General features: G+C 60.4%; 17 protein-coding genes. 11 read left to right on the forward strand and 6 right to left on the reverse strand.

Annotated elements, in window-relative coordinates; all coding sequences use genetic code 11:
• Window positions 1-15: 15 nt before the first annotated feature.
• Both EI291_RS20885 and EI291_RS20890 read right to left on the reverse strand, forming a co-directional pair.
• Window positions 16-879, reverse strand: a complete 864-nt coding sequence (locus EI291_RS20885; protein WP_317127676.1) for a prolipoprotein diacylglyceryl transferase — start codon at window positions 877-879, stop codon at window positions 16-18.
• 57 nt (window positions 880-936) lie between these two features.
• Window positions 937-1962: an SDR family NAD(P)-dependent oxidoreductase gene (locus tag EI291_RS20890; RefSeq protein WP_125424229.1), complete on the reverse strand. Its 1026-nt coding sequence runs from the start codon at window positions 1960-1962 to the stop codon at window positions 937-939.
• Between the two features lie 219 nt (window positions 1963-2181).
• Between EI291_RS20890 and EI291_RS20895 the strand changes: the two genes are divergently transcribed.
• Window positions 2182-2637 (forward strand): hypothetical protein, encoded by a 456-nt coding sequence (locus EI291_RS20895; RefSeq protein ID WP_125424230.1) that lies wholly within the window; start codon window positions 2182-2184, stop codon window positions 2635-2637.
• 221 nt (window positions 2638-2858) lie between these two features.
• Window positions 2859-4517 carry a serine hydrolase gene (locus tag EI291_RS20900; protein ID WP_170172753.1) on the forward strand — a complete coding sequence of 553 codons (1659 nt, stop codon included), beginning with the start codon at window positions 2859-2861 and terminating at the stop codon, window positions 4515-4517.
• A 23-nt stretch (window positions 4518-4540) separates the two neighbouring features.
• On the opposite strand, the gene EI291_RS20905 is transcribed toward EI291_RS20900, so the two are convergent.
• A complete protein-coding gene (locus EI291_RS20905) occupies window positions 4541-5311 on the reverse strand; it encodes a sulfite exporter TauE/SafE family protein (RefSeq protein WP_125424232.1) in 771 nt (256 codons plus the stop codon).
• 65 nt (window positions 5312-5376) lie between these two features.
• On the opposite strand from EI291_RS20905, the gene EI291_RS20910 reads away from it, so the two are divergent.
• The 8 genes from EI291_RS20910 (at window position 5377) to EI291_RS20945 (ending at window position 16127) form a co-directional block, all read left to right on the forward strand.
• Window positions 5377-6024, forward strand: a complete 648-nt coding sequence (locus EI291_RS20910; RefSeq protein ID WP_125424233.1) for a CatB-related O-acetyltransferase — start codon at window positions 5377-5379, stop codon at window positions 6022-6024.
• Between the two features lie 86 nt (window positions 6025-6110).
• A complete protein-coding gene (locus tag EI291_RS20915) occupies window positions 6111-7175 on the forward strand; it encodes an LLM class flavin-dependent oxidoreductase (protein ID WP_125424234.1) in 1065 nt (354 codons plus the stop codon).
• 313 nt (window positions 7176-7488) lie between these two features.
• Entirely contained in the window at window positions 7489-9786 is a 2298-nt protein-coding gene (gene katG / locus EI291_RS20920; protein ID WP_125424235.1) for a catalase/peroxidase HPI, read from the forward strand.
• Between the two features lie 326 nt (window positions 9787-10112).
• The gene (locus EI291_RS20925; protein ID WP_125424236.1) at window positions 10113-12596 is read left to right on the forward strand and encodes a TonB-dependent receptor; all 2484 of its coding nucleotides are present in this window, start codon (window positions 10113-10115) and stop codon (window positions 12594-12596) included.
• A 95-nt stretch (window positions 12597-12691) separates the two neighbouring features.
• On the forward strand, window positions 12692-13933 hold the full coding sequence (locus EI291_RS20930; RefSeq protein ID WP_125424237.1) for a PepSY-associated TM helix domain-containing protein: 1242 nt from the start codon (window positions 12692-12694) through the stop codon (window positions 13931-13933).
• A 91-nt stretch (window positions 13934-14024) separates the two neighbouring features.
• The gene (locus tag EI291_RS20935) at window positions 14025-15062 is read left to right on the forward strand and encodes a bile acid:sodium symporter family protein (protein ID WP_240635623.1); all 1038 of its coding nucleotides are present in this window, start codon (window positions 14025-14027) and stop codon (window positions 15060-15062) included.
• Window positions 15063-15200: 138 nt separating this feature from the next.
• Window positions 15201-15650, forward strand: a complete 450-nt coding sequence (locus tag EI291_RS20940) for an ankyrin repeat domain-containing protein (protein ID WP_125424238.1) — start codon at window positions 15201-15203, stop codon at window positions 15648-15650.
• Window positions 15651-15887: 237 nt separating this feature from the next.
• On the forward strand, window positions 15888-16127 hold the full coding sequence (locus EI291_RS20945; protein ID WP_125424239.1) for a hypothetical protein: 240 nt from the start codon (window positions 15888-15890) through the stop codon (window positions 16125-16127).
• Here the strand turns inward: EI291_RS20945 and EI291_RS20950 are convergent.
• Window positions 16078-18783: an MGH1-like glycoside hydrolase domain-containing protein gene (locus EI291_RS20950; RefSeq protein WP_125424240.1), complete on the reverse strand. Its 2706-nt coding sequence runs from the start codon at window positions 18781-18783 to the stop codon at window positions 16078-16080. The genes EI291_RS20945 and EI291_RS20950 overlap by 50 nt on opposite strands.
• Before the next feature lie 362 nt (window positions 18784-19145).
• On the opposite strand from EI291_RS20950, the gene EI291_RS20955 reads away from it, so the two are divergent.
• Window positions 19146-19559 carry a hypothetical protein gene (locus tag EI291_RS20955; protein ID WP_125424241.1) on the forward strand — a complete coding sequence of 138 codons (414 nt, stop codon included), beginning with the start codon at window positions 19146-19148 and terminating at the stop codon, window positions 19557-19559.
• A 70-nt stretch (window positions 19560-19629) separates the two neighbouring features.
• Here EI291_RS20955 and ygiD read toward each other — a convergent pair whose 3' ends face one another.
• Together ygiD and EI291_RS20965 are read right to left on the reverse strand one after the other, a co-directional pair.
• Window positions 19630-20463 (reverse strand): 4,5-DOPA-extradiol-dioxygenase, encoded by an 834-nt coding sequence (gene ygiD / locus EI291_RS20960; RefSeq protein ID WP_125424242.1) that lies wholly within the window; start codon window positions 20461-20463, stop codon window positions 19630-19632.
• A gap of 121 nt (window positions 20464-20584) precedes the next feature.
• Window positions 20585-21619, reverse strand: a complete 1035-nt coding sequence (locus EI291_RS20965) for a LacI family DNA-binding transcriptional regulator (protein WP_125424243.1) — start codon at window positions 21617-21619, stop codon at window positions 20585-20587.
• Window positions 21620-21666 lie beyond the last annotated feature (47 nt).

The following is a 21666-nucleotide window of genomic DNA, read 5'->3' on the forward strand; positions in this document are numbered from 1 at the left end:
CCGGACTACCCCTGGTTAGGCATAAGCTTCCTGCGGAGCCGGCTGCCGCTTACGTATAAATAACCAGACGTAATAACCCAACCCCGCCACACAGGCCCATTGAATGGCCGTGAGGCCCCAACCGGCCGGGGCGGGCGTGGGTTTGAGAAACTCCACCAGCAGCCGGAACAGCAGGTAGCCTACCATGAAAAACCGGAACCGCCAGCCGTTGGGCAGCGGCCCCCTGCGCTCAGCCAGCCACAGCAGCGCCGCCAGCAGCAGCAGCCACAGGATTTCGTAGAGGTTGGTGGGGTGGCGCAGTACACCGTCGCCGAAGTTGATGGCCCAGGGTAAGCTGCTGGCCGTGCCGAAGGTACCGTCTTCGAGGCCCGAAAGGTGGCAGCCGAGGCGGCCGATGCACATGCCCAGAATGACCGGATATACCATCAAATCACCGCTGGACGTGGTGACGCCGAGCTGTTTTTTGGTCAGCTCCACGCCTACCAGCCCGCCCAGCAGGCCGCCCACAATGGTTTTGTTGGTGAAGTAGTACAGCCAGCCGCCGGGCGGATTCGCCAGCAGCTCCGGGTGCTCTAGTAGCCCCAGCACCCGGGAGCCCAACAGCGCCCCGGCCGCGCAGCCTACGAATATCCAGAGACGGTTTTCCTCCGAAATCGGGTCGTGCGTGCGGCGACGTAGCGCCTGATACACCCTGAAACCAACTGAATAGGCCAACACCTCCAGCAACAAATGCACGGGCAAGGTTAGCGGCCCTAGCGAAAGATGGACAGGATAAGTCAAATCGGTTGCCGGTTGCTGGTGGTCTGTTGTCGGTGGCAATGATACGAAGAACGTCATTCCCTGGAGCATATCATTCCGAGCAAAGCCGAGGAATGACATGCTTTCGTAAAGCTAATTCGGCTGCTGACTACCAGCACCTAACAACCAGCAACTCAATTACCGCTCGTTGTTTTCCGCTTCGGCTTTGCGGGTGAGGGTGGTGAGCCACGAGTTAGTCGCTTCGGATTCGGCCTCGTAGCCGAAGCGCCGCTCATTGCCGACCACGTCGGCGGGGCCGGGCAGGCTGCGGTTGGCCCAGCTGAGCAGGTCGGCGGTGGTACCGGGCAGCAAGCCGTGGAAGAGGGAGAGCAGCTTGGCTGGCAGCCCCAGAATTACCTCGGCGTCGCCGCGGCGGCAGGCATTCCAGATTTCGCGGCCGGCCCGCTCAGCATCCATCGAAATGGCCGGCAAGGAATCGGCAATGCTGAACCAGGCGTACTCCTTTTCGTGCTGGCCTTTCAGCGTAGCGTTGCGCGGGCTGCCGGTACGCATCAGACCGGGGCACACAGTGGTTACCTGAATACCGTACTGCAGCAGCTCGGCCCGAAAGCCTTCAGAAAGGCCCACCAACGCAAACTTACCGGCGCTGTACGGCACCAGATGCGGCACCGCCACCTTACCGCCCACCGAGGCAATATTCACAATACGCCCCTCGCCCCGGCGGCGCATAGCGGGCAATACGGCCTGCATGGCGTGTAGTGGGGCCCAGAAATGCACTTTCAGGGAATCCTCGTAATCCCGCACTTCCATGTGGTCGAGAGCCCCGACGCTGATGAGGCCGGCGTTGTTGATGAGCACCTCCACCGATCCGAAGCGTTGCTCCACCTCCGCCACCAGCGTGCGTACCTCGGTGGGTTCCGACAGGTCGCGGGCCAGGGCAAGCACGTCTGCTCCATCGGCGGCCAGTTCCTGGCGGGCCCGCTCCAGCTCGTCAGCGTCGCGGGCACAGATGGCGACGCGGGCTCCTTCGGCCACGGCCTGCCGGGCCAGAATCAGGCCCAGTCCGCGGGAGCCTCCGGTAATGAGCACGACTCGTCCGCGCAGGTCGTAGGAACCGCGGCGGTTAGCGTAGAGCGTGGCGGCGAACAGGCCGATGGCACTGGCGGCAGCCACCAGCAGGGAGTTGCGGGTATCGGATTTCATCGGGCAGAAAAAACAGGGAACAGGATATGCGTTGTAAGCAAATCGGGCGGAAAGGTTACGCACTATATCTGGTGGCGCGCATATTTTTGCGGGGCCTGGGGAATAGATTCAGACGTTTCGGCGTTGTGGCAGTCGACTTCGCCAAAACTGGCACCATCTTTACTGATGCATTTACGGTCCGGCACCCGTTTTCCCGGCTCGTTTCTTGTTGACTTTTCTATGAAAATTTCCCTTCTGACGGCTGTACTGGCCCTGACCGGCTCTTCGGCAGTCTTCGCTCAAACCACTCCTGCCCGACCAAAGCCAGCGGCCACCGCTACCCGGCCGGCAGCTCCTGCCCTGAATGAGCAGCAGGTTACCGCCCGCGCCAACGCCCTCACCGACAACATGCAAAAGGCCCTGGGGCTGAATCCACAGCAGGTAGAAAAGGTGCGGCAAATCAACCTGATCAGTGTGCGGGGAGTGGAAACAGCCCGCCAGAAATACCGCCAGGACGTGCGCAAAATGGCCGCCGTAGTGGATGACATTGGCCAGTCGCGCCTGGAAATGCTGAAGGAAACCCTCACTGCCGCGCAGTTTGATAAATACCAGCGCAAACGGGAGGAGAAAATGGGCGTTCCAAGCACGCAGGGTGTGCAGGGCAATGTCGTTCCCGGTCTGCCGGGTGGCGAATAATCTCCCGGATTTTCTACCGCAGCTAATGGCCCTGCCCCACAACAACAGGTTGTGTGAGCAGGGCCATTGTTGCATAAAACATGGTATGCCCTGCCCTACTGATTGTACAGAAAGAAGTCCTGCGTGAACTATCGATATTTTTTTTAACTCTATACCTTGCATTACATAGTAGTGTATTATACATTGTAGCTACATATTCAGCACTGCTACTCTCCTATTGTATGAAAAGCTGCCTGTTTGCCCTGCTTGTATTGATTGTTAGCCCAGCCTTTGCCCAAAAAGCGGCAGTTCCAGAAGCGCGTCTGCTCCCCTTGCTCGATAGTGCGGGCGTTCCGGGAGTCAGCATGGCGGTCATCAGCCAGAAAGGTGTGGTGTGGGCGAAAGGGCTGGGCGTGCGGGAAGCAGGCAAACCGCAGCCGGTAGATGCGCAGACCGTATTTTCCGCTGCTTCACTGAGCAAGCCGGTTTTTGCCTATCTGGTGCTCAAGCTGGTGGATGCGGGCAAGCTGAACCTAGACAAGCCCTTGTACCAGTATGTGCCGTATCGGGCCCTGGAGCACGATGCCCGCGGCCGGCGCATCACGGCCCGCATGGTACTTACGCACCAATCAGGCCTGCCCAACTGGCGCAACGGGCAGCTGAATTTCATTGCTGATCCGGGTCAGCGCTTCAGCTATTCCGGCGAAGGGTTTGTGTACCTGCAGGGCGTGGTGATGACCGTTATGGGCAAAAACCTGGAGGAGTTGGCGCAGCAGTACGTGTTTCAGCCGCTGGGAATGAGCCGCAGTAGCTACCAGTGGCAGCCCGCTTTTGAGGCAAACCACGCCTCGCCCCACAACCGTTTCGGCGAGGTAACTCCCCTCACCCGCTTCACCGAGCCCAATGCGGCCTACTCCCTGCAAACCACGGCGGCCGACTACGGCCGGTTTCTGGTGGCCCTGCTGAACGGGCAGGGGTTGCAGCCGGCCACTGCACAGGCCCTGTTCACGCCCCAGGTAGCCACCGGCCGCACCCTGCACGATACCACCCAGGCATCAACGGTTATCGGGTGGGGGCTAGGTGTAGGGCTAGCGCAGAAGCCTCATGCCCAAGCCTTCTGGCACTGGGGCGACAATGGCGACTTCCGATGCTTTGCCTACGTGTCGCGCACTCGTGGGCAGGGCATGGTATATTTCACGAATAGCCGGGCGGGACTAAGCCTGCTGGCCGCTTTGCCGGCCCGGGTGCTGGGCCAATCGGTACGGCCCGTGGCCGATTTTCTGCAGTACGACGCCTACCAGAGTCCACCCGTGCAGGTAAGCCGCCGCGTGCTGAAAGTGGGCCCGGAAGCCGCCGCCGGGCCATTTCTGAAGCCAACAGCCGCGCCGCAGCTGGCCGAAGTCGATGTGCTGGATATAGCCGAACACCTCACCGAATACCAACACCCGGCGCAAGCCAACGCCTTGCTGGCATTGGGCACCGCAGCCTACCCCAACTCAGCCGCTATGGTGCGGGCCAGCGCCTACGGGACCCTGAAGCAGGGCAACTACCCGGCCGCCACCGCGGCGCTCCGCCGCTACCTAGCCATGCAGCCCACCGATGCGACTGCCGCCCACCTGCTGGCCCAACTCACCACCCCCGACCAGGGAAACGTCACGCTGCGGGTACCGGGCTTTGCAGATGCCCGACTGGTTACGCTGGCCGGCAGCTTCAACGCGTGGCAGCCACTTTATACCTTGTTTCGGAAGGAAGGGAGCCAGTGGCGCTGCACGCTGCCGCTGGCCAAGGGCCGCTACACCTACCGCCTCGTGGTGGATGGCCGCTGGCAGCCCGACCCGTCCAACCCCAACACCGAGCAGGACAGCAATGGCAACACCAACTCGGTGTTAGTGGTAGAATAGCCGCAGCCGGCCAATGCGGGCCGTCAGCCCTGAACCATCTGCCAGCCCAGCTTCACAATAAACGCACTAACCACGACCAGAAACAGCCCGCGCACGAAGCCGGTGCCGTGGCGCAGGGCCAGGTGCGCGCCCAGCGTGGAGCCGATGATGTTGCTGACGGCCATCGGCAGGGCCACGGCCCACAAAATCTGGCCGGTATAGGCGAAGTAGGCCAGGGCCGCCAGGTTGGTGGCAATGTTTACCAGCTTGGCCGAGGCCGAGGACGTGATAAAATCAAAGCCGAACAGCCCTACAAAGGCAAACAGCAGAAACGAGCCGGTTCCGGGCCCAAAAAATCCGTCGTAAAACCCGATGACCATGCCCACCAGCGCGCCGTACAGCGGCTCGCGCCGGGGCGGCAGCTTGGGCGCGTGCAGGGAGCCAAAATCCTTGCGCCAGAAGGTGTACACGGCAATAACCACCAGCAGGCCCAGCACCAGCTTCGGCAGCAGCTCCTGCGGCAGCTGGCTCACCACCCGCGCCCCCAGAAACGAGAATACCCCCGCTACCCCGGCCGCCGGGGCCACCGCCCGCCACTGAATGGGCACTTGCCCGGCGTAGCGCCGGAAAGCCGCTGCCGTGCCCATCAGCGAGGATACCTTGCCGGTTCCCAGAATAGTGGGTGTGGGCACGCCCTTCAGCAGCAGCAGCATGGCCGGCAGCTGAATAAGGCCGCCGCCACCCACAATGGCATCCACCAAACCCGCCAGAAACGCCGCCCCGCAAACCAGAGCCAGAGTAAATGCTGAAATCATAAGCCGCGAAGGTACACCGCGGACCATCCAAAACCACCTACTTTTAAGCCCTTACCCTCCTGCTTATGACTGGTCCCGACCCAGCTACCCTGCACCCGCTGCCCCACCACCGCAAGCTGGTATTTCTGAAGAACCGCATCACCCGCCCCACCATCGAAGTAGGCGACTACACCTACTATGATGACCTGGACGACCCGGCTAACTTCGAGCGGAACGTGCTCTACCACTTCGATTTCATTGGTGACCGGCTCATCATTGGCCGGTTCTGCGCCTTGGCGTCGGGGGTGAAGTTCATCATGAACGGGGGCAACCACGAAACGGCTCCGGTTTCCACCTTCCCGTTCGCCATTTTCGGGGGCGGCTGGGAAGCGGCCATGCAGGGGCAGACGGTGGCGGAGAAGTATCCTTCCCGCGGCGACACGGTAGTCGGCCACGACGTGTGGATTGGGCACGAGGCCACCATCATGCCGGGCGTGCATATCGGCAATGGGGCCGTGGTGGCAACCAAAGCGGTTGTAACGCGAAACGTGCCCGCCTACGCCGTGGTAGCCGGCAACCCGGCCCAGGTGGTGCGCTACCGCTTCGATGAAGACACCATTGCTAGGCTGGAAAAGCTGGCGTGGTGGCACTGGCCGGCCGACAAAATCACCCGTCATCTGGCCCGGCTCAGCGCTTCCCCACCCAACCTCGACGCCCTGGAACAGGCCCTGTAGCCGCCGGCGCACCTGTCCGACCGGGGGCATAAGCCGTTGTTGAGGCCCGGCTAAACTAACTGCGTCGTTCGGTGGTTATAGACGCTATGAATTCCACTGACTCAACTTCCCCGACTATACAACTCAGCGTGCTCGACCAGTCGCCGGTGCCGCTGGGGCGCACCCCGCGCGAAGCTTTGCAGCACACCGTGGAGCTGGCCCGCCTGACAGACCGCCTGGGCTTCACCCGTTTCTGGGTGTCGGAGCACCACAACACCCGCACGCTGGCCGGCTCCTCGCCGGAGGTGCTGCTGGCCCGCCTCGGGGCCGAAACCCAGCGCATCCGGCTGGGCTCGGGCGGCGTGATGCTGCCTCACTACGCCCCGCTGAAGGTGGCCGAGAACTTCCGCCTGCTCGAAGCCCTCTACCCCGGCCGCATCGACCTGGGCATCGGCCGTGCCCCCGGCACCGACCGGATTACGGCCCACGCCCTTAACCCCCACAACCAGTTCCGCGACGAGGACTTTGCCGAGCAGCTCATGGATCTGCGGGCTTTTCTGCGGGATGAGGTGGTGGAAGACACCATTCATGCCCGTGTAAAGGCTGCCCCGTTTGTGGATACCGTGCCGGAAATGTGGCTGCTGAGCTCCAGCGGCCAGAGTGGCCTGTTTGCGGCCCACGTGGGCGCGGCCTTCAGCTTCGCCCACTTCATCAATCCCAACGGCGGCCCCCGCATGGTGCAGACCTACCGGGAGCGGTTCCGGCCCTCGCCCGAACTGGCCGCGCCCCAGGCCAGCGTGGCCACCTTTGTAGTGTGCGCCGACACGGCCGCCCACGCCCAAGCCCTGGCCGATAATCTGGCTTTGCAGATGCTGAAGCTGGAAACCGGCCAGTTTACACCCATTGAGGCGGTAGAAACGGTAAACGTGCGCCACCTCTCCGCCGATTTGCAGGCCCGCCTGGCTTACCACCACACCCGCATCGTGAGCGGCACTCCCGATAAGGTGAAAGCCGAGCTGGAAGCCCTGGCCGCCGCCTACGGCGTGGATGAAGTAGTAGCCGTGACTATCACCCACGACTACGACGACCGGCTCCGCTCCTATGAGCTGCTGGCCGATGCCTTTGCCCTGCCTAACCACTCGACCCCGCGCTCTGTAGCCCAGTTCGTGTAAAGCAGTCCTAGCAGCTGCATTCTTATCCTGCTTAACACCCCGGCCCATCAGCCGGGGTGTTTTTTTACATTCTACTCGCCTTCAACTATTTGTAGTCAAGACCAACTCACTGCGGACCATAGTCGGGATTGAAGCAACCGGGACAAGGTCGCAAATGCCGGAATTATGTAGGAATCCGACACCTCCCTGACTCGTCAATTCGCGTACAGTTTAGCCTGTTACCCCCTTTCCGGGACGTCAGCTCCATCTATTCTTCATAATCAAGGCTTTACGTTAGGCATACTGAACTGCCTTTCTTACCCATCAACACCCCATGCTTCATATCAACCACGACAAGACCGACACCACAAGCTTTGACATGCAGGGTAAGTGCCCCTTCGGCGGCGACCGGATTGGCGGTGCCACGGGCACCCCGCCCGCATTGTCCGACTGGTACCCCAACCGCCTGAAGGTGGAGCTGCTGCATAATAACAGCCCGCAGGCCAACCCACTGGGGGAAGATTTCAACTACGCCGAGGCTTTCAGCCGCATTGATCTGGAGGCACTGAAGCAGGAAATCAAGTCGTTCCTGACTACTTCCGTGGAATGGTGGCCCTCTGACTACGGCAACTACGGCCCCCAGATGATCCGGATGGCCTGGCACTCGGCCGGCACCTACCGCATTGCCGACGGCCGCGGCGGCGCGGGCCAGGCCATGCAGCGCTTCGCTCCCATCGAAAGCTGGTGGGACAACGGCAACGTGGACAAATCGCGCCGCCTGCTGTGGCCCATCAAGCAGAAGTACGGCAGCTCCCTCTCCTGGGCCGACCTCATCGTGCTGACCGGCAACTGCGCCCTTGAAATTATGGGTTTCCCCACCTACGGCTTTGCCGGGGGCCGCGAAGATGCCTGGGAGGCCGACAACGTGACGTACTGGGGTCCGGAAGTAATCCATGACCTGCGCACCGCCGAGTCTCCCGACAAGATGGTGAACCGGGACAAGCGCTGGCGCGGCCAGAACGGCGACGCCGACTACGACTTGGAAAACCCGCTGGCCGCTACGCACCAGGCCCTTATCTACGTGAATCCCGAAGGCCCCTATGCCGACGGTGACGTGATGGGCTCAGCCCGCGACATTCGGGTGGCCTTCACCCGAATGGCCATGAACGACGAGGAAACCGTGGCTTTGATTGCCGGCGGCCATGCCTTCGGCAAAAGCCATGGCATGGTACCGTCCGCCAAAATTGGCATGCCGCCCGAAATTGCCCCGCTGGAGCAGATGGGCCTGGGCTGGCACAATCCCGTGGGCTCGGGCAACGCCGAAAACACGATGACCAACGGCATTGAAGGCAGTTGGACGCAGAACCCCACGCAGTGGGACAACAGCTACCTGGAAAATCTCTTCGGCCACGAGTGGAAGCAGACGCGCAGCCCCGCCGGGGCGTTGCAGTGGACGCCCGTGGATTCCGATGCGCCCCGCACGCCCGACGCGCACATCCCCGGTAAGACGCACGCGCTGATGATGATGACCACGGACCTGGCCCTCAAGGAAGACCCCGAATACCGCAAGGTGTGCGAGAAGTTCCTCAACGACTTTGACGCCTTCACCCAGGCCTTCTCGAAAGCCTGGTACAAGCTCACCCACCGCGACATGGGTCCCCGGGAGCGGTACCTGGGCCCCGAAAAGCGCAACGAAAACGACCTGCTCTGGCAGGACCCGATTCCGGTAGCCGATTACGCCATCATCGACGCCGCGGACGTGGATGCTTTGAAAAAGGACATTCTGGACCTGGGCGTATCGGTTTCGGATCTGGTATTCACGGCCTTCTCGGCGGCCGTTACCCACCGCCACAGTGACAAACGCGGCGGTGCCAACGGTGGCCGCCTCGCCCTGGCTCCGCAGAAGGACTGGGAAGTAAACCAGCGTACGGTTCCGGTTATCGAGAAGCTGCGCACGGTGCAATCGAAATTCAACGAGCAGGCTGGCGGCGGTAAGCAGGTTTCGCTGGCCGACCTGATTGTGCTGGGCGGCTGCGCGGCCCTGGAAAAAGCCGCCGCCGATGCCGGTGTGCCCACCAACGTACCCTTCACTCCCGGCCGCCGCGACACGACCCAGGAGCTGACCGACGTGGAAATGTTCACTTGGCTCAAGCCCGTGGCCGACGGTTTCCGCAACTACCTCGACGCCGACTTTAATAAGATTGCAGCGAAAGTAGCTCCCGAGGAGTTATTCCTGGACAAAGCGCAGTTGCTCAACCTCACTGCTCCCGAGTGGGTAGCGCTGACCGGTGGCCTGCGCGCCATGAACGTCAACCACGATAATTCTCACCACGGCGTATTCACGGACCGTGTGGGCGTACTCACCAACGACTTCTTCACCGTACTCACCAGCATGGATTACGAGTGGAAAAAGGCCGATGCAAAGGGCCATACCCTCACGCTCAACGACCGGAAAACCGGTGAGAAACGCTTCTCAGCTACCCGCACCGACCTTGTGTTTGGCTCCAATAGCCAGTTGCGGGCCGTGGCGGAAGTGTATGCCGGGCAGGATGGGCACCAGCGCTTCGTGAAAGCCTTTGTAAAGGCCTGGGATAAAGTGATGATGCTGGACCGCTACGACGTAAAAGCGTAACCGCCTTACCTGAATTACTTGTTTCGGCAACGCCCGGCCTCGCTGTACTGCGGGGCCGGGCGTTGCTTTTTGAAGCGGGCCGCACGTCGTTCTATGGATGCCGGCAGGTGCCATCGTGCGGGTGTCAGCTAAAAGAACCCGGTCTGACGGATTACTACCGCCGGTCTGAAGCGACTTACCCATCTTCGAATTTTGCGCAGTAACAGCCTGTTTGCTAATGTGTAATTTAACTATATAGATTTTTTCTAAGTAACTGTTTTGAATCTATCTAAATAGAGCCGAGCTTTGCATTGTTTTAAATCAGTCTAAACAATCTTTCTGCTCTGATGGCCCGCCCGCTACCCCTCCTGCTTCTCCTTTCCCTGACAACCACCGCCCCTGTCGTTTCCAAAGCTGTAGCTACTGAGCTGCATCACGGTGACGACGATACGGCCCAGCGCGGCCGCCTCGCGGGCCGGGTACTGGATGAGAAGGGCCAGCCGGTGGAAGGTGTGATGGTGGCGTTGAAAGGCACCGCATTCGGTACCAGCACGGGCACGGATGGCAGCTTCCGCCTCTCGGCTCCGGCGGGTTCCTATCAACTGGCTATCAGCAGCCTCGGCTACGGCACCCAGGAAATTACCGCTACCATTGTGGCGGGCGAAACCACTACCCTCCCGGCCTTTACGGTACAGCAGACCCAGCAGCAGCTCAACGAGGTACGCGTAACGGGCAGCCGCAGCCTCAACGAGCGACCCGTGGCCGTGGGCAAAGTGGCCATAGCACCCCTCGATTTGCCCCAGAGTACCTTCACTGTAGAGCGCCAGACGCTGGAGCAGCAGCAGGTGCTGCGCGTGAGTGACGTGCTGGCTAATGTGAGCGGCGTGTACGTGAGCGGCAACACGGGCGGCTACCAGGAGGAAATTTCGGGCCGGGGCTTTGCCTTTGGCAGCAGCAACACCTTTAAGAACGGGGTGCGCTACAATAACAGCATTCTGCCCGAAACCAGCTCGCTGGAGCGGTTTGAGGTGCTGAAGGGCAGCAACGCCATTCTGTACGGCAACGTGGCCGCCGGGGGCGTGCTGAACCTGGTAACCAAGAAGCCCCGCTTCGAGTCGGGCGGCTCCATTGGTCTGCGCGTGGGCAGCTACGACTTCTATAAGCCCATGCTGGACGTGTACGGGGCCGTAAATGGCAGCGAGCATGTGGCCTTCCGGGTGAACACCACCTACGAAAACAGCCGCAGCTTCCGCAACGCGGTGAAGGGCGAGCGGTTCTACGTGAACCCGTCGTTGCTCTTCAAAATCGGCAAGAAGACCGATTTTCTGTTGGAAGGCGACTACCTGAAGGACAACCGCACACCTGATTTCGGGGTGGGGGCCATCAACTACCGCATTCCGGATGTGCCCCGCGGCCGTTTCCTGAACACCGATTGGGCCAATATTGCCACGGAGCAGAAATCGGCTACGGCTACGCTCACGCACCACCTCAACGACACCTGGCAGGTGCGCGGCGTGGCGGCCTACCAGGGCTTCAGCAACAACCTTCGCTCCGCCGCCCGCCCCAGCAGTGTGCGCGACTCGGTGGACGTGTTCAGCGGCGTGGACAAAAACGGTAAACCCATCAAAGTACTCACCGGCAGTCCGGCCCTATACGGTAACCTGGTGCGCAACCTGCAGGCCAGTGAGGCGAAGGAGGATTACTTCCTGGGCCAGCTGGACGTAACGGGCCAGGTGCGGACGGGCTTCCTGAAGCACACGGTACTGGTGGGCATGGACGCCGACAAGTACAACACCCGCTCCATTGCCTACAACCCCATTGCCAGGTACGATTCCATCAACGTGTTCGAGCCGGCCCGCTACGCCGAGAACAGCACCGTACCCAACTTCACCCGCAACACCCGCACGTACGCCCCTATCCGCCGGGTGGGCGTGTACGTGCAGGACCTCATCGAAATTACCGAGAAGCTGAAGCTGCTGGCTGGGGTGCGCTACAGCTACCAGGAAACCGGCAGCTTCCTGTACGGCTACGCCAAGCAAACTGAAACCCGCACCAAACGCTACGACGACGCCTTCTCGCCCCGGGTAGGGCTGGTATATCAGCCGCTGAAAACCATGTCGGTTTTCGCTTCTTACGCAAACTCCTTCAACACCAACGCCGGCCAGGATAACACCGGGGCCGCGTTGCCGCCTTCGCTCATCAACCAGTACGAGGTGGGCGTGAAGAACGAGCTGTTCAACGGTCTGCTTTCGGCCAACCTCACGGGCTACCGCATCGTGAACAGCAATTTGGCCCAAACGATTCTGGTGGATGCGCCCAATTATAACAAGACGTTTCCGACGGCCCAGGAGCTGGCCGGCGAGGTAACCAGCAAGGGTGTGGAGCTGGACGTGCAGAGCAAACCGATGCAGGGCTGGTCGGTGATTGGCGGGTACAGCTACAACCGCACCACCTACACCAAGAGCAACGTGTACACCGTGGGCAGCCTGCTGCGCTACAACCCCAACCACACGGCCAACGCCAGTGTGTTCTACACCTTCGATGGCGGCGTGCTGAATGGGCTGAACCTGGGCATAACTACCCTGTACATTGGCGAGCGGCAGGCCGGCCGTAGCACCCGCGGCAACATAGTGAACGACAACTACCGCCTGATTCCGCTGCCTGCCTACACTCAGTTCGACGCTTCCGTAGGCTACACCTACGACCGCCTGAGCCTGCGCCTGAAGCTCTCGAACGTGCTCAACCAACTCAGCTACAACGTGCACGACGACAACAGCGTGAACCCCATTGCTCCCCGCCAGTTTGCGGCCACCGTGGGCTACCGCCTGTAGGTAATTGGTGAGTGAATAAAACCCGGACGCGGCTGGCTGCAACCAGTGGCCTCCGGGTTTTAGGCCAACTTTTCAGATCTGTGTTTTTCTGCGCTATGAAGACGTTTTTCCGCAACATTCACCTCTACCTCAGCCTGGTTTCGGGGTTGGTTATTGCCGCCGTGTGCCTGACGGGCGGTATCCTGGTATTCGAGAAAGAGCTGGAGCAGGCTTGGCACTCCGAGCGGTACTTTGTGCAGCCCGCCGCTACTTCAGCCCTACCCCTGGTCCGCCTGCAGGAAGCGGTGAAAGCCTACAAAGCCGACGCCAAAATTGCGGGCGTGAAAGTATACGCCGACCCCACCCGCACCGTGGAGTTCAGTCTGGCAGGCGGCCCGGAGGGCGGCAAAAAGCCGGAAGGCAACAAAGCTACAGCCGGCCGCTCTGAGGAAGGCCGTAGCCGTCAGCGGGAAGGGACGGGTGCAAAAGGAGAAAAAGGTAAGGGCGGCGAAGGCGGCCGGGGCCCAGTGGTTTTCGTGAACCCCTACACTGCCGCCGTAACGGGGGAGCTGAATTACCGCGAAACGGTGTTTTTCACCGTTATGACCCTGCACCGGGGTATGGTGGGCGGCCCCGTGGGCAAGCTCATCGTGGGCGTGAGTACCCTCATGTTCCTGTTCATCATCGGTACGGGCCTGGTGCTGTGGTGGCCGGCTACCCGCAAAGCCGTGAAGCAGCGGCTGAAGGTAAAGTGGAGCGGGGGCTGGAAACGCCTCAACCACGACTTGCACATTGTGCTCGGTTTTTACTCGGCGTTGTTCCTGTTTGTGTTTGCTTTTACGGGGTTGGCGTGGTCGTTTGAGTGGTTCAACAAGAGCATTTACGCCGTTACTAACTCGCCTATGGAGCGGCCCGAGCCGCCCGTATCTGTAACACCAGCCGTAGCCGCCCCCACCGGTGCCCTTACCCCTGACGCGGCCCTCAGCCGGGCCCGGCAGCTGGCTCCCCTAGCCGTTTCCTATGCGCTGCAACTTCCCAAGGAGCCCACCGGCAGCATCCGGGTAGCCACGCTGCGGCCCAATGCGGTGTATGAAAATGCTACCGACGAGGTATTCCTCGACCAGTATTCGGGGCAGGTGCTGCGCCAGCAAACCTACGAGCAGCGCAACCTGGGCCAGCGCGTACGGGGCATGTTCAAGCCGGTGCACACGGGGGCTATTTTTGGATGGCCGTCCAAAATCATCAGCCTGGTGGTGTGCGTACTGGGCTTCACATTTCCCATCACCGGCCTCATTCTGTGGCTGAACCGATTAAAGAAAGAACGCAGGAAACTGCGCCGCGTGGCCATGGCTGCGTAGTCGGAGGCGGAATTAACCTTCCGGCGGCTATAATCGTACGTTTTCGGAGCGTCGGGCTACTATTTAGCCCGACGCTTTTATTTTGCCCGCTATGATGCCTCAACCACTTGCTCCCACACCCCTGCCCCCCACCGAAAACCGCCTGGTAGCGCTGCTGCGCCGGGCGGGCCTGCTCGATTGGTTTCTGCTGGGGCTGTTGGGCATGGTGGTACTGGCGTATTTCTTCCCGGCGGTAGGGAGCAAAACCAGCCCTATACCGTGGAAAGCCATAACTACGGCCGGCGTAGCCCTGATTTTCTTCTTCTATGGCTTGCGCCTGAGCCTTGATAAGCTGCGGGCGGGCCTGCGCAACTGGCGGCTGCACGTGGTGGTGCAGCTCATCACATTTGTGGCGTTTCCGGTGCTGGCTTTGGCAGTGCGGCCATTGTTTGACGGGCTGAAAGGCCAGCAGCTGTGGCAAAGCATTTTCTTTCTGTGCGCGCTGCCCAGCACGGTATCCTCGTCTGTAGTTATGGTGAGCATGGCGCGGGGCAACCTGCCAGCGGCTATTTTCAATGCCAGCATCAGCAGCCTGCTGGGCATTGTGCTTACCCCGCTCTGGACCAGCCTTTTCCTGCAAACCTCCGCCGATAGTGGCCACCTCTGGAGCCTGGCTGTGAGCCTGCTCTGGCAGGTGATTGTGCCGGTGGTAGCGGGCGTGCTGCTCAACCGGCGCTTCGGGGCCTTTGCCGAGCAGCACAAAGTCACCCTTCGCATTTCCGATCAGGTGGTCATTCTGCTGATTGTGTTTACGGCCTTCTGCGAGTCGTTTGAGGAAGGCATATTCCGCAGCTACGCCGCCCGCGACGTGGCACTGCTGGCTTTGGGCATGGTGGGGCTGTACCTCGCTATTTTTGGCGTAGTGTGGGGTCTGAGCCGGCTGCTGGGCTTCTCCCGCGAAGACCGGATTACGGCCTTGTTCTGCGGCTCCAAGAAGTCGTTGGTGCACGGCAGCGTAATGGCCAGCCTGCTGTTTCCGGGCATGGCCGCCACCGGGCTGCTGCTGTTGCCTCTGATGCTTTACCACGCGCTGCAGATTATTCTGGCCAGCATGATGGCCCAGCAGATGGGCCGCCAAACGGAGGCATAGTGCAATTCTGGTTGTCATTACGCAAGTCCGGAAGGACTACCCGTTTCAGTCGGTGAAGCCGGGCGGCGAAATTGGGATATTCCGGCAGGCTGGGTGTATCTTTGATTTTGCTCTTCCTTTCCGCGTGTATTTCCCGGCATGAAAAAATTTCTTCTCGGTTTTGCCCTATTTCTCGCAACCGTAGCTGCCGCCCAGGCCCAGACTCCAACCCAGAAAGTATATACCGCCGTGGTGAAAAACCAGGCCGCTGCCGTTGAGGCGCTGCTGGCCGCCGGGGCCGATGTCAACGCCACGGTGGAAATGATGCCGGGCTTCCCGACGACCTATTTGTTCCTGGCCGCTGAGAATGGCCACCCTGAAGTGGTAAAAACGCTGCTCAAGCACAAGGCCCAGGTAGATAAGCCCGATTCATTCGGAACCACTCCCCTAATGGCCGCCGCCGCCAAGGGTAACCTGGAGATTGTGCAGGCCCTGCTGGCCGGGGGGGCTAACCCCAAAGCCAAGGATAAGGACGGTAAAGACGTACTGGCCAATGCCAAGGAAGGCGGCAATGCCGAGGTACTCAAGCTGATCCAGAGCAAGCAATAATATTGCATTTTGCTTATATACAAAGGGCCGGACATTTCTGTCCGGCCCTTTGTTTTGCAGGCTTGAGTACGTATTAAACTTTGGGCTACTTGTTTTACTTTATCCGGCTTTAGTTCTATTCAGAATAAGCACTCAAAGCTGTACAATATGACAATTGATTAGTAAATATTCCAGAACCACGGAACTAAGTAAGGGCAAATTGGGCTTTGTGCTCCCGAAACAACCATACTTAAGTACATGCTTGATTCCCAACTGACTAACGCCGGTTTTTTTGAGATTTCCGGTCCAGTTGAACCGCCTCAGCCCGGCATCACTTACGTGCGGCCCCAGGCCAACGAAACTGTGCGCATCTTCATTCCGGCCGATGGCTCGGGTATAGAGGTGTACGCGGGTACGCTACGTCAGAGCCGATTGGTGTTTAACGGCCCTATTGAGCAGGCGCTTGCGTTGCCGTGGCTGCTCCCGCCGTCGAATTAAGCTCCTGGCTGTGTGGTTGCTGATACCGCAGCAGCCGCACAATCAGGCCCGTCCAGCCGGTTTGGTGGCTGGCCCCCAGGCCCCGGCCGGTGTCGCCGTGGAAGTACTCGTGGAAGAGTAGATAGTCGCGGAAGTGGGGGTCGGTCTGGAGCAGTTCGTCATCGGCAAAAGCGGGACGGCGGCCGGTTGAATCCTGCAGGAATAGCCGCGTAAGCCGCCCCGACAGCGCTTCGGCAATTTCGGCCAGATTAAACCGCTTGCCGGAGCCGGTCGGGTATTCTACCTGAAAAGCGTCGCCGTAATACGCATGGAAGCGCTGCAGCGATTCGATGATGAGGTAGTTGATGGGAAACCAGATGGGGCCGCGCCAGTTGCTGTTGCCGCCAAACATGCTGCTTTCGGCCTCGCCGGGTACGTACTGCACCGTGAAGTCGGTATCGGGGGTGCTGTACACGTAAGGGTTATCGAGGTGGTAGCGCGACATGGCCCGGATGCCGAAATCGGACAGGAATTCCTGCTCATCGAGCATCCGCTTGAGCAGGTTGCGCAGGCGGCTGCGGCGCAGCAGGCTCAGCAGGTGGCGGGCACCTTTGCCCTGCTCCTGCCACCGGGCCACCAACTGGGCCAGGTGGGGGCGGTTTTCCAGCAGCCAGCGGGCTCGTTCCGTGAATTCGGGCAGGGAGTTGAGCAGCTCTTCATCAATTACCTCCACCGCAAACAGCGGAATCAGGCCCACAATGGAGCGTACGCGCAGCTTGGTGCGGGCATCGTCGGGGGTGTGGAGGACGTCGTAGTAAAACTGGTCTTCGTCGTCCCAGAGATTGAACTGCCCGTCGCCGCCGCGGGTCATGGCATCGGCAATGTAGAGGAAGTGCTCAAAGAACTTGCCGGCAATTTCCTGATAGACAGGATTGGTGCGGGCCAGCTCCATGGCCATGCGCATCATGTTCAGGGCAAACATGGCCATCCAGCTGGTGCCGTCACTCTGCTCGATGTAGCCGCCGGTGGGCAGCGGAGCGCTTCTGTCAAATACACCAATGTTATCCAGCCCCAGAAAGCCCCCTTCGAAGATGTTCCGCTCGCTCTTGTCTTTGCGGTTTACCCACCACGTGAAGTTTAGCGTCAGCTTATGAAAAACCGCTTCCAGAAAGGCAGTATCACCCTCGCCGTCGTGGAGCTTTTTATCCATCTGATATACCCGCCAGGTAGCCCAGGCGTGTACGGGCGGGTTTACGTCGTTCAGATTCCACTCGTAGGCCGGCAGCTGCCCGCTCGGGTGCAGGTACCAGTCGCGGCACAGCAGCCGCAGCTGGTTTTTGGCAAAGTCGGCGTCCACCATAGCCAGCGGGATACAGTGAAACGCCAGGTCCCAGGCCGCATACCACGGGTACTCCCACTTGTCCGGCATTGAGATGATGTCCTCATTGTGCAGGTGGCGCCAGTTGCTGTTGCGGCCCTTGCGGCGGCGGGCGGGCAGGCGGGGCAGCGCCGGGTCGCCGTCCAGCCACTGCGTTACATCATAATAATAGAACTGCTTGCTCCAGAGCATGCCCGCAAACGCTTGCCGCTGAATGTTGCGGGCGTCGGCATCAGCGGCCACTTCCTGCTGCATGCAGCTGTAAAAGTCGTCGGCCTCGCGCAGACGCTCGGCCACTATGGCGTCGAAATCGGCAAAGGGCATGGCCAACTCCTGCAAGCTCAGCCGGAACCGCACCACCCGCGCCTCCCCCGGCCCGATTTCCAGGCTGTGGTGGGCGGCCATTTTGGTGCCCTGGCGGTGGGGGTTGATAGCTGTGTAGTCGCCCTCTACTAGGTAATCGTTGATGCCGTCCTTGAAGTAGCGGCCATTTTTGGGCGTGCCCGAGGGCCCCCCAGTGCGGTGGTAGTTGGTGTCGTTGTCGCAGAACAGCAAGGCGGCAGGCTGATCTGAGTAGACGTGGTAGCGGCCCAACGCCGGGTGCTCGGCCTGGGCCGTGGCCGCACCAGTGGCCCGCAGCAGCGGCGCGGCGGACTGGTTGGGGTAACCCCAGGCCCAGGTGTTGCGGAACCAGAGCTGGGGCAACACATGCAGCGGGGCCGCCTCTGGGCCGCGGTTGTGGGCCGTTATCTGGAGCAGAATATCGTCGGGGCCGGCTTTGGCGTACTCGATGAACACGTCGAAGTAGCGGTTCTCGGCGAAGATGCCGGTATTGAGCAGCTCAAACTCGGGCTCCTGGCGGGTGCGGCGGGCATTTTCCTGACGCAGCTCCTCGTACGGAAACTCCTGCTGCGGATACTTGTAGAGCATCTTCATGTAGGAGTGCGAGGGGGTGCTGTCGAGGTAGTAGTACAACTCCTTCACGTCCTCGCCGTGGTTGCCCTGGCCGTTGGTGAGACCGAACAGCCGCTCCTTCAGCAGTTCATCCTGCCCGTTCCAGAGGCCCACAGCCAGGCACAGGTGCTGCCGGTCGTCGGAGATACCGCCCAGGCCCTCCTCGCCCCAGCGGTAGGCCACGCTGCGGGCCATATCGTGGGTGAGGTAGTTCCAGGCGTTGCCGTCGGGGCTGTAATCCTCGCGTACCGTGCCCCACTGCCGTTCGGTGAGGTAGGGGCCGAATTTCTTCCAGGCCGCCGCCCCGGTACTGTGTTCCTGTAGGCGTAGTTGTTCTTGCATCATGGCATCTGAAGGAATGCTCCAAGCGCAAAGGTACGGTTGTGGGCGCGGCTGGTTATGGATTTGCACGGTTTCGGGCCATACAGCACCAAAACCGGTCAATGCCGACGGATGGGTGTGCATCCTCCGGCTGGCATTGTTCAGAGAAATCTTCCTTCATCGTCACAAACTGCATTCTGGTACGGCTCTATCTTTGGCGGAGTTTCTACTATGTTCCGCAGATGAGTTTTTTCCTACGCCTACAGCCCTGGGCTTTATTCCTACTCACGTTTGTTCTGCCATTTGGCGTGATGATGGGGGGCAGTATGGCCCTGATTTTACTACAGCTACAGCTCCCCATTTTCTTTGCCATCTACTCCTGCGTTATGCTACTGATGCTTGGCAGCCTGTTCGGGTGGTTATGGGCATTGGGTGCTTACCTGACCCGGCTGCTACCTGCCGGAACTGTTGCCTCCGTGCGGTGGCTGCATACGGCCCTTACCATTCCCGGCCTGTACATCCTGTTGATTCTGGCTGTACTACCGCGCGGGTTTTCGACAACTGGGTCTTCTTTTCAGCCGGCATGGGCGCTGGCTATTGTGCCGCTGCATCTGCTGTCCATGGCCTGCATATTTTACAGCCTGTATTACGTAGCCCGCGCGTTGCGCAGCGTGGAGCTGCAGCGTCAGGCTCAGTTCAGTGAGTGTGTGGGCGAGTTTTTTCTGCTCTGGTTTTACCCGGTAGGTATATGGTTTATCCAGCCGCGCATTAATCAGCTGGCTGACCGCACCGTATCCTAACACGCAATCCGCCTGCTTTCAAGTCACATGAAAACAGGCGGATTTGACTCTGAATACGATACTGGTGGTATTACCCTACCACAAACGTGCGCATGCTCATGCCGCCGTAGCTCACCTCCTCGTAGGCGTGGCGGATGTCGTCGTCGGGCTCGGCCAGAGCCAGGCTGTAGAGCATCGGAATGTAGTGGTCGGGGGTGGGCACGGCGAGGGGGCCGCTGGCGCCGGCCTGCTGGTAGTGGGTCAGGGCCAGCAGGTTGCGCTGGTCGATTTTGCGCTTGGCCCACTCATCAAACTCCGAGGCCCAGGCGTAGGGCGTTGCGTCATCCTGCATGAATTTGGGCATGCTCTGGCGCAGATTGTGCACGATGTTGCCGCTGCCCAGAATCAGCACGCCCCGCCGCCGCAGAAACTGCAGCTGCCGGGCTAGCTCAGCATGGTAGGTAATGGGCTGGTGATAGTCGATGCTGAGCTGGAACACCGGAATATCGGCCTCCGGGAAGATGTGGTGCAGTACCGTCCAGGTGCCGTGGTCAAGGCCCCATTCGTCGGTGGGGTGCGCGTCGGGCAGGGCTTTCAGCACTTCCCGGGCCACATCGGGCGCGCCGGGTGCAGAGTACTGCATCTCAAACAGCTCCTGCGGGAAGCCCCCAAAGTCGTGAATGGTTTCGGGCCGCTCATTTACGGCCACGAAGGTGCCGCGCGTGAGCCAGTGCGCCGACACCACCAGCACCGCCCGGGGTGGTTGCCGGTTGCGGATATCCAGCCCCAGCTGGTGCAGAGCCTGCGTGAACGGGTTATCGGCCAAGGCATTCATGGGCGAGCCGTGGCCCACGAAGAGCACGGGCATTTTGGCCGTTTTCTGGAAGCCGCTGGCGGCTTTGTGGAGGTCTTGCAGGGAGTTCATGGCAGTGGCAACCGGCAACGCTCCTACCAACTGAAGGCGCGTCGTTGTATATGGTTATCGAAATAACGATAACAAAAGTACCCGGCGTTAAGCGGCGGTGCCTTGATGTAGGATAAGAAAATCAGACCGATACCGGCCGCTGCGACGACTGCCGGATCTGTATCCGGGCATCGAGCACCAGCTGGCTGTGTTCCAGCGGCAGCGCCTCCCGCAGCTGCCGAATCTCCCGCAATAGCAGCTCACTGGCCCGGCGGCCGATATCGTAGCCGGGCTGGGATACTGAACTGATGCTGGGCTCCAGCAGCCGGCATACGGCCCAGTCGCTGAACCCGATGACGGCCATATCCTGCGGCACCCGCCAGCCGGCCTCCTTCAGGGCTGTAATAGCCCCGATGGCTACGGAATCGGTAACGGCGAACAGAGCTTCCGGCGGCTCGGCCAAGGCCATAAACTGCCGATTGAAAAAGGCACCCTCATCCTGGGTTACGTGTGTGCATTCGGCCACATACTCGGCGCGGTAGGGCAGCCCGTAGGCCGCCAGTGCCGCCCGGTAGCCGGCAAAGCGCTGGCGAGTATTTTCGGGGTGCGGCGGGCCTTTGATGTGCGCCACGCGGGTGTAGCCCTGGTCGAGTAGATGAGCCACGGCATCATAGGCACCCTGAAAGTCATTGGTTACCACACTACTAGCTTCCAGCAGCGGACTGATTTTATCAAACAGCACCACGGGCACATCATACTCCTGCAAGGCCTGCAGATGACCAACATCCACGGTTTCGTTGGAGAGGCATACCAGCAGGCCATCTACTCCGGTGGCCTGCAGCATCTGCGTCACCCGGATTTCCTTCTCGTAGCTCTCGTTACTCTGGCTCAGGATAATGTGGTAGCCCAGATCTTCCATCACGTCCACGATACCACTGATAACATCGGAGAAGAACGGGTGGATGATGTCGGGAATCACCACGCCCACCACCTTATAGGCCTGCTGGCGCAGCTTAACGGCCATTGGGTGTGGGGCATAGTGTAGCCGCTCAGCAGCGGCCAGTACAGTCTGCTTGGTGGCCTTACTGATGTCCGGGTAGTTTTTCAGGGCCCGCGACACGGTGGCTACTGTAACGCCCAATGATTGGGCAATGTCGCGCAGGGTCGCTCTTTTCATGGTATGAGGCTGATTGAACGGAGGTGGGAATCCATCATCCCTGGTGT

The organism is Hymenobacter rigui (genome assembly GCF_003944715.1).
In the GTDB taxonomy this organism is placed as follows: domain Bacteria; phylum Bacteroidota; class Bacteroidia; order Cytophagales; family Hymenobacteraceae; genus Hymenobacter; species Hymenobacter rigui.

What these genes read in the sequence shown, in the direction of transcription:
- EI291_RS20885 (WP_317127676.1), bottom strand. Translation starts at nt 879, where the DNA reads ATGTCATTCCTCGGCTTTGCTCGGAATGATATGCTCCAGGGAATGACG.
- EI291_RS20890 (WP_125424229.1), bottom strand. Translation starts at nt 1,962, where the DNA reads ATGAAATCCGATACCCGCAACTCCCTGCTGGTGGCTGCCGCCAGTGCC.
- EI291_RS20895 (WP_125424230.1), top strand. Translation starts at nt 2,182, where the DNA reads ATGAAAATTTCCCTTCTGACGGCTGTACTGGCCCTGACCGGCTCTTCG.
- EI291_RS20900 (WP_170172753.1), top strand. Translation starts at nt 2,859, where the DNA reads ATGAAAAGCTGCCTGTTTGCCCTGCTTGTATTGATTGTTAGCCCAGCC.
- EI291_RS20905 (WP_125424232.1), bottom strand. Translation starts at nt 5,311, where the DNA reads ATGATTTCAGCATTTACTCTGGCTCTGGTTTGCGGGGCGGCGTTTCTG.
- EI291_RS20910 (WP_125424233.1), top strand. Translation starts at nt 5,377, where the DNA reads ATGACTGGTCCCGACCCAGCTACCCTGCACCCGCTGCCCCACCACCGC.
- EI291_RS20915 (WP_125424234.1), top strand. Translation starts at nt 6,111, where the DNA reads ATGAATTCCACTGACTCAACTTCCCCGACTATACAACTCAGCGTGCTC.
- katG (WP_125424235.1), top strand. Translation starts at nt 7,489, where the DNA reads ATGCTTCATATCAACCACGACAAGACCGACACCACAAGCTTTGACATG.
- EI291_RS20925 (WP_125424236.1), top strand. Translation starts at nt 10,113, where the DNA reads ATGGCCCGCCCGCTACCCCTCCTGCTTCTCCTTTCCCTGACAACCACC.
- EI291_RS20930 (WP_125424237.1), top strand. Translation starts at nt 12,692, where the DNA reads ATGAAGACGTTTTTCCGCAACATTCACCTCTACCTCAGCCTGGTTTCG.
- EI291_RS20935 (WP_240635623.1), top strand. Translation starts at nt 14,025, where the DNA reads ATGATGCCTCAACCACTTGCTCCCACACCCCTGCCCCCCACCGAAAAC.
- EI291_RS20940 (WP_125424238.1), top strand. Translation starts at nt 15,201, where the DNA reads ATGAAAAAATTTCTTCTCGGTTTTGCCCTATTTCTCGCAACCGTAGCT.
- EI291_RS20945 (WP_125424239.1), top strand. Translation starts at nt 15,888, where the DNA reads ATGCTTGATTCCCAACTGACTAACGCCGGTTTTTTTGAGATTTCCGGT.
- EI291_RS20950 (WP_125424240.1), bottom strand. Translation starts at nt 18,783, where the DNA reads ATGATGCAAGAACAACTACGCCTACAGGAACACAGTACCGGGGCGGCG.
- EI291_RS20955 (WP_125424241.1), top strand. Translation starts at nt 19,146, where the DNA reads ATGCTACTGATGCTTGGCAGCCTGTTCGGGTGGTTATGGGCATTGGGT.
- ygiD (WP_125424242.1), bottom strand. Translation starts at nt 20,463, where the DNA reads ATGAACTCCCTGCAAGACCTCCACAAAGCCGCCAGCGGCTTCCAGAAA.
- EI291_RS20965 (WP_125424243.1), bottom strand. Translation starts at nt 21,619, where the DNA reads ATGAAAAGAGCGACCCTGCGCGACATTGCCCAATCATTGGGCGTTACA.